The sequence below is a fragment of the Vibrio sp. 10N.286.55.E10 genome, from assembly GCF_002872555.1.
Classification (GTDB): Bacteria; Pseudomonadota; Gammaproteobacteria; order Enterobacterales; family Vibrionaceae; genus Vibrio; species Vibrio crassostreae.
Window position 1 is genome coordinate 1 of sequence record NZ_MCSD01000010.1, and the last position, 15,676, is coordinate 15,676.

Genomic DNA, 15,676 nt, shown 5'->3' on the forward strand with positions numbered 1-15,676 from the left:
TAAAATAAAATAAAATAAAAATTATAAAGGCTCTCTATGAAAAACCGTACAGTTGGCATCATTGGTATTGGCCCTCGTGGATTAAGCGTGTTAGAGCGTATAATCGCCCTCTCAATGGATACCCCCCACCAACCATTAGATATCAAAATCTTTGACCCAAACCTCCCAGGCTCTGGATGTCATGATGTCAAGCAACCGAATCATTTACTCGTAAATACGGTGAGTTCTCAAATTACGATGTTCGCCGACGAGAGTGTTAGTGAAGCTAGAAATGTGATTTCAGGGCCTACTTTTTACCAGTGGTTGTGTGAAAGGCCACAAGATGAGTTGAGTCCTAAAACAATATTGCCGAACGAATACTATTCTCGTTCTCTTTTTGGTGAGTATCTGAATTGGGTATTTCACTACCTTGTTGATGCCTCCCCTTCACATATCATAATAAACTATTCACCTTATGAAGTTATTGATATCGATAAGTTGGATGACTATTCCTGGAATTTACGAGATGACCGAAACACTCTCACCAATGTTGAATACCTTTACTTAACTACAGGGCATACGAAAGCCAAATATATCAAACCTGACACCGCACAAGAAATATCCAATCCATACCCAGTAAAAGAAAAACTAAAATATATATCTTCAAATCAAACTGTCGCTCTCCAAGGTCTTGGATTGACGGCGAGCGACATTCTGTCAGAGCTGTCTATTGGACGTGGCGGAAAGTTCATCCGTACTCAGGGGGGGAGCCTTGAATACTCACCTTCAGGGAACGAGCCCCAGATCATAGCGTATTCTCGTACTGGTCTACCTTTGTCCAGTAGAGCAGAAAATCAAAAAGGAGCATCTGAACAGTACCATGCTAAGTTCCTAACACCTTTAAAGGTAGCAACATTTAGAGAACAAGGGGCCATCAATTTTATAAAAGATGTACTGCCTTTACTTATAAAAGACATGGAGTATGCGTACTACGAAAGCTACCTAAGCCAAAAGCAAGGACTAATAGCTGCACAAAAATTCTGTAATCAGTTTCTCTACTCACACCCGAATGAACAGGAAATTCTAGTTACCGAAACAATTCCGATTGGAGATAGGTTTAGTTGGGAGATACTCGCAGCACCAGTTCCAAGCTATGCGTTTCAGTCTCCAGCAGTCTATATTACTTGGCTGATAGATTACCTTGAAGCAGACATTACAGAAGCCCAAAAAGGAAACATAAGTAGCCCAATAAAATCTGCTAGCGATGTGTTACGTGACTTAAGAGACATCATTAGAGATGTTATCGACTTTAAAGGCCTTACCGAAGAGTCACATCGTTGGGTTGATTCTGTGTTTATTCCTTTGATGAATAGAATCGCTGTAGGTCCACCAAAAGAAAGAATAGAAGAGATGGTCGCGTTGCTAAAAAGTGGTGTACTAAAGTTAAACCTTGGCCCCTCGCCAGAAGTAATGAGTTGTTCGAGTACTAATTCGATCACTCTCAAGTCAACGGTATGGCCTGAACTACGAGAGCAAGCCGACATAAGAATTCATGCCAAGGTGTCGATGCACAGCCCAAAGGACGATGGCACACCACTCTGGGAAAACCTTTTAGATAAGCAATATACAAGACTGTACTTCAATGGTGACTACCATCCAGGTGGTATTGATGTAACACCGAACATGAATGTGATCGATGCCTACGGTATGGAACAAAATAACATTTGGGCATTGGGTATGCCTACAGAGGGAAATAAATTTTACACCTTCATAGTACCTAGGCCTGGTGTTAATTCTACGGCAATCGTCGACGCAGGTAGAGCTGTCAATGCGTTGTTTAAACAGTTGTCTTGTACCCAAAGTGAAGGTGAACAATATGTCACAAGTTAAACTCTTAAACCGCAGCACCTTCGCTGGGCTCGCAGCAACATTAGTTGGTAACGGCATTGGTCGTTTTGCTTACATAGCGTTAATGCCTGTGCTCATTCAAAGTGGGTGGTTCTCAAGCGAAGATGCTTCCATACTTGGCGCTGCGACACTGGTTGGCTATATCTTCGGAGCTCCTGCTTCGAGCTTTTTACAAAGATATTATTCAATAGGCACACTCATACGTGCTTCTTTGTTATTAAGTAGCTTTAGTTATCTTGGTTGTGCCTTAAAATCTGCCCCCTTTGAATGGTTTTTAACACTTAGAACGATTGCGGGTGTATCGGGAGCCGTACTCATGGTACTAGCACCACCAGTGATCACTAGCCTTCACCCGCAAGAGATGAAAGCAAGAATCAGTGGCGTCGTATTTTCAGGAATTGGTCTAGGTGCCATGATTTCAGGAACTATCATACCTTTGCTTATCTACCAAAGTGTTGAAAGTGCATGGTTAGGTATGGGGGCGATAGCTTTCCTCGCAACAGTCCTGACTTGGAACGCGTGGGCTCTTGAGGTTAAGCCAAACCATTGCGATACAAGTCCATCGACGTTTGATGCCTTATCTAAGAATGAGCGCATCAGTGTTAGCTGCGTACTTTTAGCCTATACCTTTAACGCTATTGGTTATTTACCTCATACTCTTTTTTGGGTCGACTATATTGTTCGAGAGCTACAAATGAGTTTTGCGAGCGGTGGTTTTTACTGGGCTGTTTTTGGTATCGGAGCAGCGATTGGGCCAATAGTAACCGGTATACTAGGTGATAAGTTTGGACTTAAAAAAGCACTATTAGCTGCATTTTTTTGTAAAGCTGTCGGGGTTGCTCTTCCGCTATTAAGCACCAGTGAAACAGCACTTTTTGCTTCATCTTTATTGGTCGGTATGTTTACTCCAGGCACCGTAACACTGGTATCAACCTATACCTTAGAAATCGTTGGGACACAGCTCCATACGAAATCTTGGGGAGCAATGACAATGGCTTTTGCTATCTCTCAAGGCGCCGTTGGTTTTGTTATGGCTCATTATGCCCCGCAACTCACCAGCTATAACATCCTATTTATGATCAGCGCGAGTGCACTCATCTTATCGATACTCTGCATTGTGTTTACATCAACTAAACAGCAGACATTAAACACTGCTCAAATAAATTCTTAGCAAAGGAATCGCTCATGAAACTGTATTTAAACGACACCTCTCCATTCTCCAGAGCAGTGTTAGCCACGGCCTATCTGTGTGATGCTCCAATAGTTCTTGAATGGATCGACCCGTGGCAAACGCCCAACACATTGGTCACAATCAATCCATTCAGTACCATTCCGGTTCTAGAAACCAGTGATGAGGTTGCACTAACAGAGAGTTTAACGATCTGTGAATTTCTCATGCAAGCTTACCCAACTGAAAAACTAGCAGCGACCAAGGCTAGCGACACTCAACGCATGTCGTTATTGGGAATGAGTAAAACGCTGATGGAAGTGGCATTTCGGTGCGCAGCACTGAGCCGCTTCGAAGCTGAGCAAAACGTGCTAACGATTAGGGGAAAGGAAGGTATTCAAAGAAGCGTTAAAGCACTTATCGGGCAGTTGAATAACAATCATGATTTGCTTAAGCCTGACTTCTCAACATTGTACCTACACATAGCATTAGATTACGTTCTATTCAGGCACGCTAGTTTGCTTTCAGCAGAAGAGCACGACATCCTCACCACTGCCTTACACGACTCCCCTTTCAAAGACACTATGGCAAGGTTGAGCCTCGAGTCGCTTTCCAAAAAACCGTGCTTTAGTGAATACAAAGCTACTTAACCGCTTTCATCAAACTTTTATAGAACGATTCAAGCATTAACACCTCCCCTTCACAAAAGCATATTGATCTCTTTAGATTAACGGCTGATGGGGAGAACATTCTTTGCAGCTGCACATATAATGATCGTATTCAATTCCTCCCCTTTTCTATGCTCAACAAGAAAGCGAAGATGTAAATCAAGTGGAGAACAAGGTTTTATATCGAGAGCTGCTCCCTACTGAATACTAAGTCGGCTGGATGCATGTTATTACTTACTAAGTTGACTGAACCTCGGAAAACGAATAACAAACTTTGCCATACCAGTGGTTATTCATGGATGACTAATGCTCACTTTTACGTAACACACTTTTGTCCAACTATGAGTTAGCCTTTGCAGCTCATTCATCCAATATCACCCGTTTTACTCAGTAAAGATGTGGTGTTGTAGGGTGGGAATGACAACGACTTAACAACGCTCCCAGCGTGGTTAAGTCGTTATTGGTTTGAGGTCAGGGATTAATTGAGCGCTTTGATCAGTGTGATTTCGCGGTTGATTCGTTTGCTCTCTTGCTCAGTCGCTTGTGCCAGTTTCTTTTCACGTGCGGTTATGGCTGTTTGTTTGGTTTCGTCAGATTTGAACATCAGTTCTTTTATGTTGATAGAAGCGATGTTTGTGTAGCGGCCATCGTCACTGGTGGGGATTGATATGGTTTCATCATTAATCAATGACTTTACGATCTCTCGCTGTTCATTATAACGGCTCTCTAAACCAGAAAGTGCCCATCGTTGTTGAGGTTTACCTTCATACTGACCGTTCTTTTCTTCTTTAAGATACTTGATGGTCATATTACGGATTGTGCCTGCTTCTTCTCCATACTCTGTTTCCGTATCAAAGAGTACAGGGAACGATTCACCTTCTAGTACGCCGCCTTTCTTGGTTAGATGACCCATTCGATAGCTATTCATACCAATACGGATCTCTGTTAGATCAGTAACCGGTGTGCCATCAGCAAACGCGAGGTTGGTGATGCGTGTACCTGCAGGTTGAGTGAGGTCTATGGTATAAGTTACGCCTGCGAAGAAGTCATTGGTTGAGTATTTTGATGCTCTACGGTCAGGGTTAAAGCTGTAGGTTACATCACCGGGTTGCACTGAGTTGAAGTAGCCCGCAGACCATTCCATGTATGTTCTTAACTCTTTGCCTGTCATCTGGTAGACAGTGATTTCGCCACCTGCGTATTGGTAGTTGTACGCGATGTCTTTGGCTTTGATTGGGCCAACATCAAGCTCTGCATTGTCATTGTCTATTTGAAGTGCGATGACATTGGCTTTAGGTGCATAAAAGAAGCTCGCTTCTTGGTATAGCGCACTGATGCCTGTGTCTTGAACGTGGACTTGAGGGATACCGCGGATTTCGTTTTCTGGGACTAAATCAACGCCGGTAAGCTGAGCGACAGGTCGATTCGCCATTTCTCGGAGTTGTTTGTGATAAGGCTGGTATAGCTCGTCCATATTCTCATCAGAATCTATGCCTTTAATTTTATAGGTGAAGCTGTCTTTGTTGACGAGAGTGAATGTGCCATCGCGCTCTTCAAATTGAAGATCGATACGAGATAGGGCGCGGCCATATTTGTCGGGTTCAGTAATAATAACGCCATTCACAACGGCTTTATCGATGCGAGTGTGCATGTGGCCAGCGACGATGGCATCAAGCTCTGGGTTTGCGTTGGCAATGTCTGTGACACCGGTGTCGGCAATGTCATTCTCGTTCTCAATTCCCATATGGGCAACCAATACGATGGCATCCACTTTATCATCAATCTCTTTGATGATTTTCTTCACTTCCAAGGTTGGGTTAGTGAAAGTGACGCCTTCTAAACGGTTGGTGCCTTGCGCAAAGACCTCCGTCATTGGGGTATCCATTCCTATGACACCGATCTTAATGCTACCGCGTTCTAGAATGGTGTAACCCGGTAAGAATGGATTTCCGTTTTTGTTCTTGATGTTGCCACCGAGAGACTGCCCTTTAAATTGGGTAACGGCTCTGTTGAGGGTTTTAAGGCCAAAGTCGAATTCGTGGTTACCTAAAACCCATACATCGTATTTCATGTGATTAAAGCCAAGCATCATTGGATCAACAGGCTCGTCTTTGAAGGTTTCTACGAAGTTGCCTTGGATGGTGTCGCCAGCATCGACAAGGATAATGTTAGATTGCTCTTTGCGGATCTCACCAACCTTGGTCGCGATTTGGCTCAAGCTACCACGAGTGTTGAGTTTATCCGCCGCGTAATCCCACGCCATAAAATGACCATGGATATCTGAAGTACCCAGTATCGTGACATCGTGTATGTCTCCATCAGCTGCAAAGGTGGGAAAGGCTAGAGAGAGTAGGATGGCGCTTGATAGTATGTGTCTTTTCATAAGTATGTTCACATCGTGGTTTTAAGTATGACGCTACCATATAGAATCGAGATTACCTTATGGGTGATCAGTGTCATATTTATAGTGATATAACTTACTGATGTTTCAAATAAATGTGACTCGTGACTGTCTCGCAACAACTTAAGTGACGATGAAACCCACCACAACTCTTCGCTCTCTTTTCAATCCTCGATTTCTTTAATCAAACTTTCTAAGCGAATCATTTTTCTTAAACACGACTGTCTTTATTCAAGGTGAGTGGATTATCCCGCCATTCCCATGACTTCTTAGCGCGGTCTTAATATTTCTATTATTAACTATACCTTTAATTTATTGATATGTTATAACGTATCAATAAATGTTGTTTTTGGATGTTCGGTGGAAAATTGAATAAACCTGTATTGTCTGTGCGCGGGCTCTGCGCTGATGGCTTGGCTAACTGGAGGGCCGTCTCCGATGTTACATTTGATGTGAACGACGGTGAATGCATTGCCATCATTGGGCCTAATGGAAGTGGAAAGTCCAGTTTGCTGAAAGGCATTACAGGCGAATACAAAACCGTCGCGGGTGAGTTGATGTTGTCTGGCATTGCACTTGGAAGCCTTGAGCGGCAGCAGATAGCCAAACAAGTCGCGGTGGTTACTCAACATGAGCATGTTGACCCTCGTTTGAGTGTTGCTGAGTATGTTGGCTTAGGCCGTACTCCTCATACGTTTTGTTGTAGCGCAAAAGAGCACAAACGAGCGGTTCAGCAGGCGATGCAAGATGTCGGACTTGTTCACAAAAGCCAGCGGTGCTTTGGTGAGCTATCTGGTGGTGAACAGCAACGTGCAAGTATTGCTCGCGCCTTCGCACAAGAGCCGCGGCTTTTACTCTTAGATGAGCCTACAAACCACCTTGATCCTCTCGCTCGTCTTGAACTTCTGAGCCTAATTAAACAACGTGGCATTGCGTCTGTCGTGGTGCTGCACGATTTACCTTTGGTAGCGCCATTCGCCGACAAAGTCTTGTTGATGTCAGGCCAAAAAATGGTGGCGTTCTCAGCCCCAGAGACGGTGATTCAAGACCGATACATGATCCCTGTTTTTGGATTGCGGGTTCTTACGTTCAATCATCCTGTTATATGCAGCACCATCCATCATTTTGAAGCTGCATCAACTCACTCAACTCTTTCTAATCACTCTTTAATAGGAGCTGCCCAATGAAGTGGCCTGTAATTTCCAGTCTTTTGTTTCTTTTACCTTTCTCTTGTGTGCATGCGACAAGCACTCAATACCCAGTGACGGTTGATAACTGTGGGAGCCCACTGACCATAGAAAAGCGACCTTTAAGAGCGGTTGTACACGACATCAATATGACCGAGATGGCGTTTGCTCTTGGTCTTCAAAAGGAGATGGTGGGCGTTACGGGTATTACCGGGTGGTACAAGATGTCGAGTTCGTTTGAAGAACGTTTAGGTGATATTCCTGAGCTCGCACCTAAGTATCCTTCATTAGAAACATTGATTGCTGCTGATGCTGACTTCTTTTTCGCTGGCTGGAATTATGGAATGAAAGTAGGTGGTGAAGTGACGCCTCAAACACTGAAGCCATACGGGATTGATACCTTAGTGCTCTCTGAAAGTTGCATTCATACCCAAGACCAAAAAGAAGGCGCGACAATGGATCTGCTTTATGGCGATATGAAAAAGTTAGGCGTTATTTTCGACAAGCAAGCAGAGGCCGAGGCTTTGGTGAAAAACTGGAAAGAGAGAGTTGAAAAAATAGCAGAAAAGCAAAAAGCATCAGGTAAGCCGAGCCCAAAAGTGTTCTTGTTTGATTCGGGTGAAGACAAGCCTTTCACCGCGGGTAAGTACGGAATGCCAAACGCAATGATTGAAGCTGCTGGTGGTCAAAATATCACAGGCAATATGGAAGCTAGTTGGGCTCGAACCTCTTGGGAGAATGTCGCTCGTGAAAACCCAGATGTGATTATCCTTCTGGATTACCAATCGGCGAGTGGTGCCGATTCGTTGCAACGTTTCCTCGAAGCCCATCCGTTAATGAAATACACCAATGCGGTCACTTCTGGTCGCTATGTCAAACTGCGTTATGAGCAACTCACCCCTGGGCCTGCCAATATCGATGCCATTGAGAAACTTGCAGAAGCGTTCGTTTCTGAGTGATCGGGAAGGTTATTATATGAAACCTTATTATTGATAAGAGTAGTAGTCCGTTGATTTTATTTGATAAATATCGGGCAGCATGGCTAACAGGTATCACTGCTATGCTGCTCGCCTTCATGATGAGTTTGCAGTTTGGCTCGGTTCCTTTGTCTTTCAAAGAAGTGCTCATAGGGTTGAGTTCTTTCACTGATCCAATGCCGGATATGACCAGTCGAATACTGATCGATCTAAGGTTACCTAGAGCATTGTTAGCCGTTATTGCGGGCGCAGGGCTGGCGATGGTTGGCGCGTTGCTTCAAACCTCGACACGCAATGATCTGGCGGATCCGTTTCTGTTTGGCTTGTCATCTGGCGCGTCTGCTGGTGCGGTGTTGGTGATCACCAAAGTGGGAGACGCTCTGGGTGTTTGGTCGCTGCCACTGGCTGCATTCTCGGGTGGTATTGTGTCGGCGACCGCTGTTATGATTCTGTTTTCGATGCAGAAGAAAAAGGGCAATGACAACTTGATCTTGTGTGGTTTGGCGATCTCATTTCTATTCGGAGCCATCACCAGCTTTTTGATTTATTCAGGCGACCAAAGAGCGGCGAGTTCGATTTTGTTCTGGACTATGGGAGGCTTGGGGCTCGCGCGTTGGGATAATTTGATTTTTGCCTTGGCGGGCGTGTTATGTCTGATTGCGTTAATTTTCAAGCGTTATCGCGAGCTCGATACTTTGTTAGTGAGTGAACAGACGACAAGCTCACTGGGGATCAACGTACACCGCCTACAAAGCGAGATTTTTCTTTGTTGTGCGTTTTGTACTGCGTCGATTGTATCGATGACCGGAGTGGTCGGTTTTATTGGCTTGATGGTCCCCCACTTAGTACGACCATTTTCAGGCGTCACTCACAAGCGAGCTCTGCCTCTGGTTGCCTTGTGGGGCGCGGTACTTTTACTATTTGGGGATGTGATTAGCCGAACCATATTAGCGCCACAAGAACTGCCTGTAGGTATTGTTACAGCAGCGCTTGGCGGGTTGTTCGTTTTGTATCTTGTTTGGCGTAAATAGTGCGGCTAAATTCCACCAAACTACACAGGCAGTAAGACGATCTTGCCATCTAAGCGTGTGGTTTTCGATTCAATGAGATCAATCGCGGTTTGCACTTCATCGAATGGCAGGTAGCGGTCGACGTCGAGCTGAATGTTGTTTGTGATGAAGTGATCTAGCATGGTCGTGAATTTATCACGGCGAACATCTTTACCTTCTGCTTCTTCCCAATAACGTAAAAAGAAGGTGCTGAAATCGATACCTTGGTTTTTCGCGTGCTCAAAAAAGCGTGGTTCATAAAAATCGAGCGACAGCGTCCCATAGTTGATAAAACGCCCATTATTGCCAAGGGTGTGAATAAGATCGGTTCCGGGTGAGCCGCCAATCGCATCAAAGGCAACGGTCGGCATAGGCAAGCCTAACGCCTTAATTTGAGAAACTAAATCGTCGTTTGCATCTAATACCCAGCTTGTAGCAGTTGGGTATCGTTTCGGCTGTGATGTAACGATAATGATGTTGAAGCCGAGTGATACTGATAACTGTGAGAAGATCTTACCGATGGCAGAGCTGCCTGCGTTGATGATCAACACATCTTCTTGGGTCAGCTTGGCTACTTCTGTCGTCAGTACCCACGCGGTGAGCGCATTAATATACAACTGGCAGGCGTAGCCATTATCTAGGTGCTGAGGAATGTGGAAGAGGTTGTCTGGTGATACATCGACATAGTTCTGCCACGTTCCACTGGTTGCCACAAGCACGCGCTGATTTACTGAAAATTGAGCATATCTGGACTCTACAACTCTTCCGACTGCTTCGAATCCCGGCACTCTCGGCGGCTGGTGGCTGTGTTTGTATTGCCCAACACCATAAATAGACAACAGATCACTAGGGTTGATGTTAGTCGCTTCAATTTGTACTCGAACTTTATCTTTGTCTAGTGCCCCTAAAGCGACATGCTCTAGCTTGAGAGACTCTTTCGGCTGCCCGAAACGGAACTGGCTAATTCGGGTATTTTGCTTAGTGTCAGTCATAGTTCGGGCACCTTTGTGGTTATGAGTACTGCATCGACTTTAAGTGTAGCGTGTTCATAAACAATCTTGGATCAGCAATATTGCTTAGCATTGCTGGCGTTGGCAAGCAATCGTCATCAACGTAGTCGACATAGTCTGCCGCCGAGTCAAAGATCAAAATATCCAAGGCTAAACGATCCAATCCATAACGGCCTCGATGGATCATATCCGCTGAAAACACCAATAAGTCGCCTGCGGCTAACGGTATCTGCTTGCCGCCAGAGATATCATCACTGCTCACTTTGCCGTTTTCTTCTTGTCGAACATTGTATTCTTCTTCATTGTCCCAGCGCTTGTGTGTTCCGGGGATAAGCTCCATACCGAGCTCATCAAAAAGGGGCACACGAAGATGCAGTACCTGGGTTTCCATGATGACTTTCATCTGGTCATCAATGTCGTAGTCGTATTGACAGTCGCGATGCCAGAAGTCTTTTTGTTGCGGGTTTACTGGGTTGAAGAACAGCTGTGTATTCATGAATGCCGGTTTGTTCGGAATCACCGCATCAACCACGTCCATCACTTGTTTTGAGCTGATGAAGTCGAAAAGCACGCTTCTATCGTCGGCAGGCAAATATTCGCTTCCCGTAATTAAAGACGAGTTAAATGCTTCTTCTTGATAGAATTCTTCGTTGTCTGCTTTCCATGATTCATGGAATTTCAGTACGACTTTTCTAAGCGATGTAATTTGAGCTTCATTGAAATAATTTCTGATAACAAAGTAACCATGTTCGTCGTAACGGTCACTTAATTGTTGGCTGTTTTCTACCACTGACTACCTTCGTTCCCACAGATTTCTTGGGCGCATAATGCCAGACAGTTGTCATTCAACCAAGTAACGAGTGCAGAAGCCTGTAGATTCAGTGATGCTATGAAGCCAAATGGGGGGGAGTTTTACATGCCTATCTACGTCATAGGCTCATGCGACAAAAGTCTCTGCATATGTGATCCATCCCTTACTTTACAAAATGTAAATATTCATATGGTGAATCTTTGTGTGGTTTGCATGATTATTAAGAATGTTGCGATTTGGTTTGCGTATGGAAGATAGAAAATCATGGATGGTTTTTCGCTGGATATGAGAACACTTAATTTTATTATTATTTTGTTCTCTTTCATTTACTGTATTGGCTTATTGTTATTTCAATTCACTCAACAACCAATTAAAGGGCTTTCTAGCTTTTCCTTTTCAATATTTGTTATTGGAACTGGACCGTTGATGTTGAGCCTAAGAGGGGAACTACCGGATTGGATCACTGTTATTGGTGCTAATATGGTCATTGCGCTTGGTTTTCATCTCGCTTTGTATAGTTTATGCCTGTTCCGAGAATACTCCTTAAAATGTACCTACTTCAGCAGTTTGATGATATTGGCTCTTCTGCTAGGTTTTATTCACTTCACGTACTATGAACCTTCCATCAAGGCTCGAATTACTCTCATTAGTTTCTATTTAGCCTTTGTCACTCTTTGCACTGCCTTTGTGGTGTTAAAGGGTCAACGTGATGACTTGAACTTAGCTACTCGGATGATGGCCTTATCATTTTTGATATATGGCGGGTTTATGGCTTTCCGGGTATTGGTGACGCTATTTTCTGCTGAGCTGCAGGATTTCATGACGGCCGCGCTGATTCATCAACTTGCCTTTTTAGTGAGTATTGTTCTTATCGTGTCGATGAGCTTCACAATGCTCTGGTTGATTAATGCAAGATTGCTTAGGTCTATTCATGATCTGTCTTACAGCGATCCTTTAACGGCACTTGGAAACCGCAGAGCATTAGATGAAATGGTTCCAGTTATCATGAAGCAGGCGGGGACTACTCCTGTCAGTGCCATTATGATGGATATTGATAATTTTAAGTCGATCAATGACCAACACGGACACATAGTGGGTGATCTCGTTATCAAGTCTTTTGCTGAAATGGTTCAAAGTGCAATCAAAACATCGCCTACAGCCAGTGCGTTCCGTTTTGGCGGAGACGAGATAATGATTTTATTGCCCAATGTTAATTTCCTACAAGCACAGGCTATTGCTTGCAAGTTGCGGTTGTCTATTTCAGAGATCTCAGCAGTGCAAGGAAATGAGATGTTTCTGACGTCGAGTTTCGGTGTTGCTCAGCTTCACCCGAATGAGAGTTGGAATGGGTTTGTTAGCCGAGCCGATAAAGCGTTGTATCAAGCGAAAACAAACGGTCGTAATATGACTTCAATTTGTCCTAGTCATATTAACGAACTCGTCACTGCCTGATGATGACAGGTCTTTATGCGTTAGTTTGACCCGCCACTATTTTGATAAAGCCATTATATTGTTGGCTGTGGCGCTGAGTCTGCTTTTTGGCTTTGCGTTAACGTCTGTGAGGCAGTGGCTTTAGTTTCTTCCGTAGACGTAAAATGTTTATCAGTTAGCGTCACGGTCATTCCTTCATGCTTCACTGTTGTGCTTGACGCTTCTAATTGGGCTTGGTTTGTTGTCGCGGGCTTTGCGAATGCCATCATTGAGGTTGTAAAAAAGATCGTTGCTAGTGCGATTTGAGTAAGGGTTTTCATTGGGCTGTATCCTATTGGGTAATGATTAATAGCTGATACGTGCACTATAAAAATTATGTGGAGGCCGTTCTTATCATTTTACGCCACCGTAATATTTATGCGGTGGGTGAATATTTCACTGGGGTATGATTTCCAGTCCTCTTTGACCCAACGTCCAAGTATGGCGACGTTCAAATCACTGCCACATCACCAATACCGCTGCGATAGAGAGTAAGATGAGTGCAACAATGTCTTTGCGAGCAATACTTTGCCCCAACCAGAAGTAAGAGATTAACACCATAAAGACCACCTCAACTTGTCCCAACGTTTTCACATAAGGCACGGCTTGAAGTGACATTGCACTAAACCAGCCAAGAGAACCGATCACACTGGCTAGGCTTGTCATCACCACCAATCTCGACTTCTTGAATATCTGGTGTAACGTGTCGCGTTCTCTGAAAAAGAGGTACGTACAGATAATCACTGTTTGAAGAGAAATAACTAGGAACAGCACCCACGCTGCACTATGAGGGAAGGGAAGGCCGATGTTCAAGCTGGCTTCTCGAACCCAAAGAGACGTTAAAGCAAACGCGGTACTGCAAGCCATACCTAACAAAAACACTTTGGGGGAAAGGCTTCGCCAACCTGAAGCGCTACTCATGATGAGCACGCCCAAGGTGCCAATTAATACGCCTACCCAGCCTGTAACGGTCAACGCTGTGCCAAAAAATAACACGGAAAGCACAGCAGAAACCGGAGCTTCACACTTGGCAAGTCCAGCACCAATCGCATAGTTTTCGAGCTTAAATAGCATCACCATCAAGCCTGTTGCAAGGATCTGCATGATTGCCGCAGCAACTATGTAGAAAACAAACTCACCGGAAAAATTAGGCGCGGAGACTGGCTGCCATTGGTACAGCGAATAGAGATAAATAAGTGCGATTGGGCCAGCCCAAATAAAACGAGCCAGCGTAACGCCAGCCACACTCATTGTGCCCGCTAGTTTGCTTTGAAAGGCATTGCGCCAAGATTGGCTGAAGGCAGCAAGCAGGGTAAAGGCGATCCAACTAAAAGACATGACGCTTCCATGTGTGATGTAATTTGATGGTGATACTAACAAAAAATCACATGACAAGAAGTGTCATGATCTGTTTATAGCCACAGGCTCACCTTTATTCTCTATTCAGTATTAGAGCGCTCTTCAGAAGATCGGCTGTTTCTTGTTTTTGAAATAAAACAACGCGCTGATTAACACGAACAGTAAGGCGAAGTAATAGCAGAATGAAGAGAGCGATGCTAAGAAGGCGAGGTTCTGTTCTATTTCTTGCTCGGTGTAATTATTAGAGACCAATTTGTAGTAGTAAGCGTACAAGATCCCGATCAGCCCGTATCCGAGGTTAAACATCAAACCTTTGAAACTAAGAACGGTGGCTCGGTTATGTGACTCGGTCTTTTTGTTTAGGTGGTAGCTGATGAAAATGTTCATCGTCATGATGATAAAGATAAGCACCAGCGCAGGAACTACCCCATAGATGGACCAACCTAAACTGATCCAATAGTAGGTCGCGATACTTGCTAAGCCCATGACAATAATAAAGGTTTTTGGCTCGATACTTTCTGCCAACCTCCGGCTTTGCCCCGCTAAAATGATTTTTAGCAGACTGATTCCCGCGCCAATAAAACCAAAATAAATAATAGGAATATCGATAGCGAGATAGTATTGGCTGTTCATGGTTAAGAACATGCGTGAAGTGTGTTCGAACAAGCTGTAATAGAGCAAGATGAACAGCACGTAAGGCGTAGCAAGTACCCACTTACCTGTATCAGCCGTTAACTTGAGGCTGGCGATGGTCGTTGCTAATTTGCTCTGATCGCTTGGCATCACCTTCTTTTCTTCACGCATGTTTATCGCGGCATAAAGTGCGAGTAACGCGACCAAGAGAGTCGCGAACACAGGGATTCGCATCAGGTCTTTGGTGCTTTCTGGCTCGGCTAGCCCAAGGAAATGAAAGATGTTCGCCATGAAGTTCACGTCGTACATCGCAGCGCCGATCAAGGTGACAAAGATACCGACACTAGAAGCGATACGGAGCTGGATTTGTAACACTCGCGGCCACAGCTCTTCATTGCCTTGTTCTTTTAAGGTGTCGTAAGCCAATGCCTCATCTGCACCACTTGCCAATGCCATTGCTAACCCACTGAGTATTCGGTTGACCAAAAATACCATGAACACCAAGTTAGCGTCTCCGGTCGGTACGAGTGCGATCATGGCTATCTCTATGAACATCACAATCGAAGACAACACTACAAGCTGTTTGCGACCTAAGGTATCGGCGAATGCCCCAGATGGAACTTCTGCAAGTACGATGGTCGCCGCCCAAACTACGTTTAGCATGGCAAACTGAGAGAGGGTTAGTCCGTAATCTAAATAGAGTAGGGTGAATATAGGGTAATAAAAACGCGCAAAGTAGCTGCTTCTAAACATTAATAAGTAGCGGACATTGGGAATTTTAAGAATCTCTTTGAGCGTCATGATAATTTCAGTAATTTAGATAATACATTCTTATGTATAACCCTTTTACTCTTTTAAATCATGGAATTGTTGCATTCTTCAATATCTTTTTGATTTATCGAGAATCTGTTGAATGGGTAAGGCTTGCGGCGTTATGCTTTTATAAGGAAAAATCATACCGGAGAGTGCTTGGTGCTCAATCATTGTCGCGTAATCGACAGTTATTGGCGTGAAACCCTAAATAGTTCTGTTTATTAAGAGATAGATTGAGTTAAC

General features: G+C 44.2%; 13 protein-coding genes. 7 read left to right on the plus strand and 6 right to left on the minus strand.

The window, feature by feature from the left end; all coding sequences use genetic code 11:
- The first annotated feature begins 36 nt into the window (after positions 1-36).
- From BCV39_RS07440 to BCV39_RS07450, 3 genes are read left to right on the plus strand one after another with little or no spacing between them, the layout of a single operon-like run.
- Complete coding sequence (locus BCV39_RS07440; RefSeq protein ID WP_102432325.1) at positions 37-1,869, plus strand: FAD/NAD(P)-binding protein; 1,833 nt, start codon at positions 37-39, stop codon at positions 1,867-1,869.
- Entirely contained in the window at positions 1,856-3,058 is a 1,203-nt protein-coding gene (locus tag BCV39_RS07445) for a YbfB/YjiJ family MFS transporter (RefSeq protein WP_102432326.1), read from the plus strand. Before BCV39_RS07440 ends, BCV39_RS07445 begins: the two co-directional genes overlap by 14 nt.
- Before the next feature lie 14 nt (positions 3,059-3,072).
- The gene (locus BCV39_RS07450) at positions 3,073-3,705 is read left to right on the plus strand and encodes a glutathione S-transferase N-terminal domain-containing protein (protein WP_102432327.1); all 633 of its coding nucleotides are present in this window, start codon (positions 3,073-3,075) and stop codon (positions 3,703-3,705) included.
- 496 nt (positions 3,706-4,201) lie between these two features.
- On the opposite strand, the gene BCV39_RS07455 is transcribed toward BCV39_RS07450, so the two are convergent.
- A complete protein-coding gene (locus BCV39_RS07455) occupies positions 4,202-6,106 on the minus strand; it encodes a bifunctional UDP-sugar hydrolase/5'-nucleotidase (protein ID WP_102432328.1) in 1,905 nt (634 codons plus the stop codon).
- 371 nt (positions 6,107-6,477) lie between these two features.
- On the opposite strand from BCV39_RS07455, the gene BCV39_RS07460 reads away from it, so the two are divergent.
- The 3 genes from BCV39_RS07460 (at position 6,478) to BCV39_RS07470 (ending at position 9,319) form a co-directional block, all read left to right on the plus strand.
- Positions 6,478-7,311, plus strand: coding sequence for an ABC transporter ATP-binding protein (locus tag BCV39_RS07460; RefSeq protein ID WP_102432329.1), 834 nt, complete (start codon positions 6,478-6,480; stop codon positions 7,309-7,311).
- Positions 7,308-8,270 carry an ABC transporter substrate-binding protein gene (locus tag BCV39_RS07465; RefSeq protein ID WP_102432330.1) on the plus strand — a complete coding sequence of 321 codons (963 nt, stop codon included), beginning with the start codon at positions 7,308-7,310 and terminating at the stop codon, positions 8,268-8,270. Before BCV39_RS07460 ends, BCV39_RS07465 begins: the two co-directional genes overlap by 4 nt.
- Positions 8,271-8,371: 101 nt before the next feature.
- On the plus strand, positions 8,372-9,319 hold the full coding sequence (locus BCV39_RS07470; RefSeq protein WP_102432331.1) for an iron ABC transporter permease: 948 nt from the start codon (positions 8,372-8,374) through the stop codon (positions 9,317-9,319).
- Positions 9,320-9,339: 20 nt separating this feature from the next.
- On the opposite strand, the gene BCV39_RS07475 is transcribed toward BCV39_RS07470, so the two are convergent.
- Together BCV39_RS07475 and BCV39_RS07480 are read right to left on the minus strand one after the other, a co-directional pair.
- Entirely contained in the window at positions 9,340-10,329 is a 990-nt protein-coding gene (locus BCV39_RS07475; protein WP_102432332.1) for a zinc-dependent alcohol dehydrogenase family protein, read from the minus strand.
- A 19-nt stretch (positions 10,330-10,348) separates the two neighbouring features.
- Positions 10,349-11,137 (minus strand): phytanoyl-CoA dioxygenase family protein, encoded by a 789-nt coding sequence (locus BCV39_RS07480; RefSeq protein ID WP_102432333.1) that lies wholly within the window; start codon positions 11,135-11,137, stop codon positions 10,349-10,351.
- Between the two features lie 285 nt (positions 11,138-11,422).
- Here BCV39_RS07480 and BCV39_RS07485 point away from each other — a divergent pair, with 285 nt between their 5' ends.
- Positions 11,423-12,610: a GGDEF domain-containing protein gene (locus tag BCV39_RS07485; RefSeq protein ID WP_102432334.1), complete on the plus strand. Its 1,188-nt coding sequence runs from the start codon at positions 11,423-11,425 to the stop codon at positions 12,608-12,610.
- A gap of 53 nt (positions 12,611-12,663) precedes the next feature.
- On the opposite strand, the gene BCV39_RS07490 is transcribed toward BCV39_RS07485, so the two are convergent.
- The 3 genes from BCV39_RS07490 to BCV39_RS07500 all read right to left on the minus strand — a co-directional run bounded on the left by BCV39_RS07490 (position 12,664) and on the right by BCV39_RS07500 (position 15,421).
- Positions 12,664-12,909 (minus strand): hypothetical protein, encoded by a 246-nt coding sequence (locus BCV39_RS07490; RefSeq protein ID WP_102432335.1) that lies wholly within the window; start codon positions 12,907-12,909, stop codon positions 12,664-12,666.
- Between the two features lie 175 nt (positions 12,910-13,084).
- On the minus strand, positions 13,085-13,966 hold the full coding sequence (locus BCV39_RS07495) for a DMT family transporter (RefSeq protein ID WP_102432336.1): 882 nt from the start codon (positions 13,964-13,966) through the stop codon (positions 13,085-13,087).
- A gap of 123 nt (positions 13,967-14,089) precedes the next feature.
- Positions 14,090-15,421, minus strand: a complete 1,332-nt coding sequence (locus BCV39_RS07500) for an MFS transporter (protein WP_102432337.1) — start codon at positions 15,419-15,421, stop codon at positions 14,090-14,092.
- Positions 15,422-15,676 lie beyond the last annotated feature (255 nt).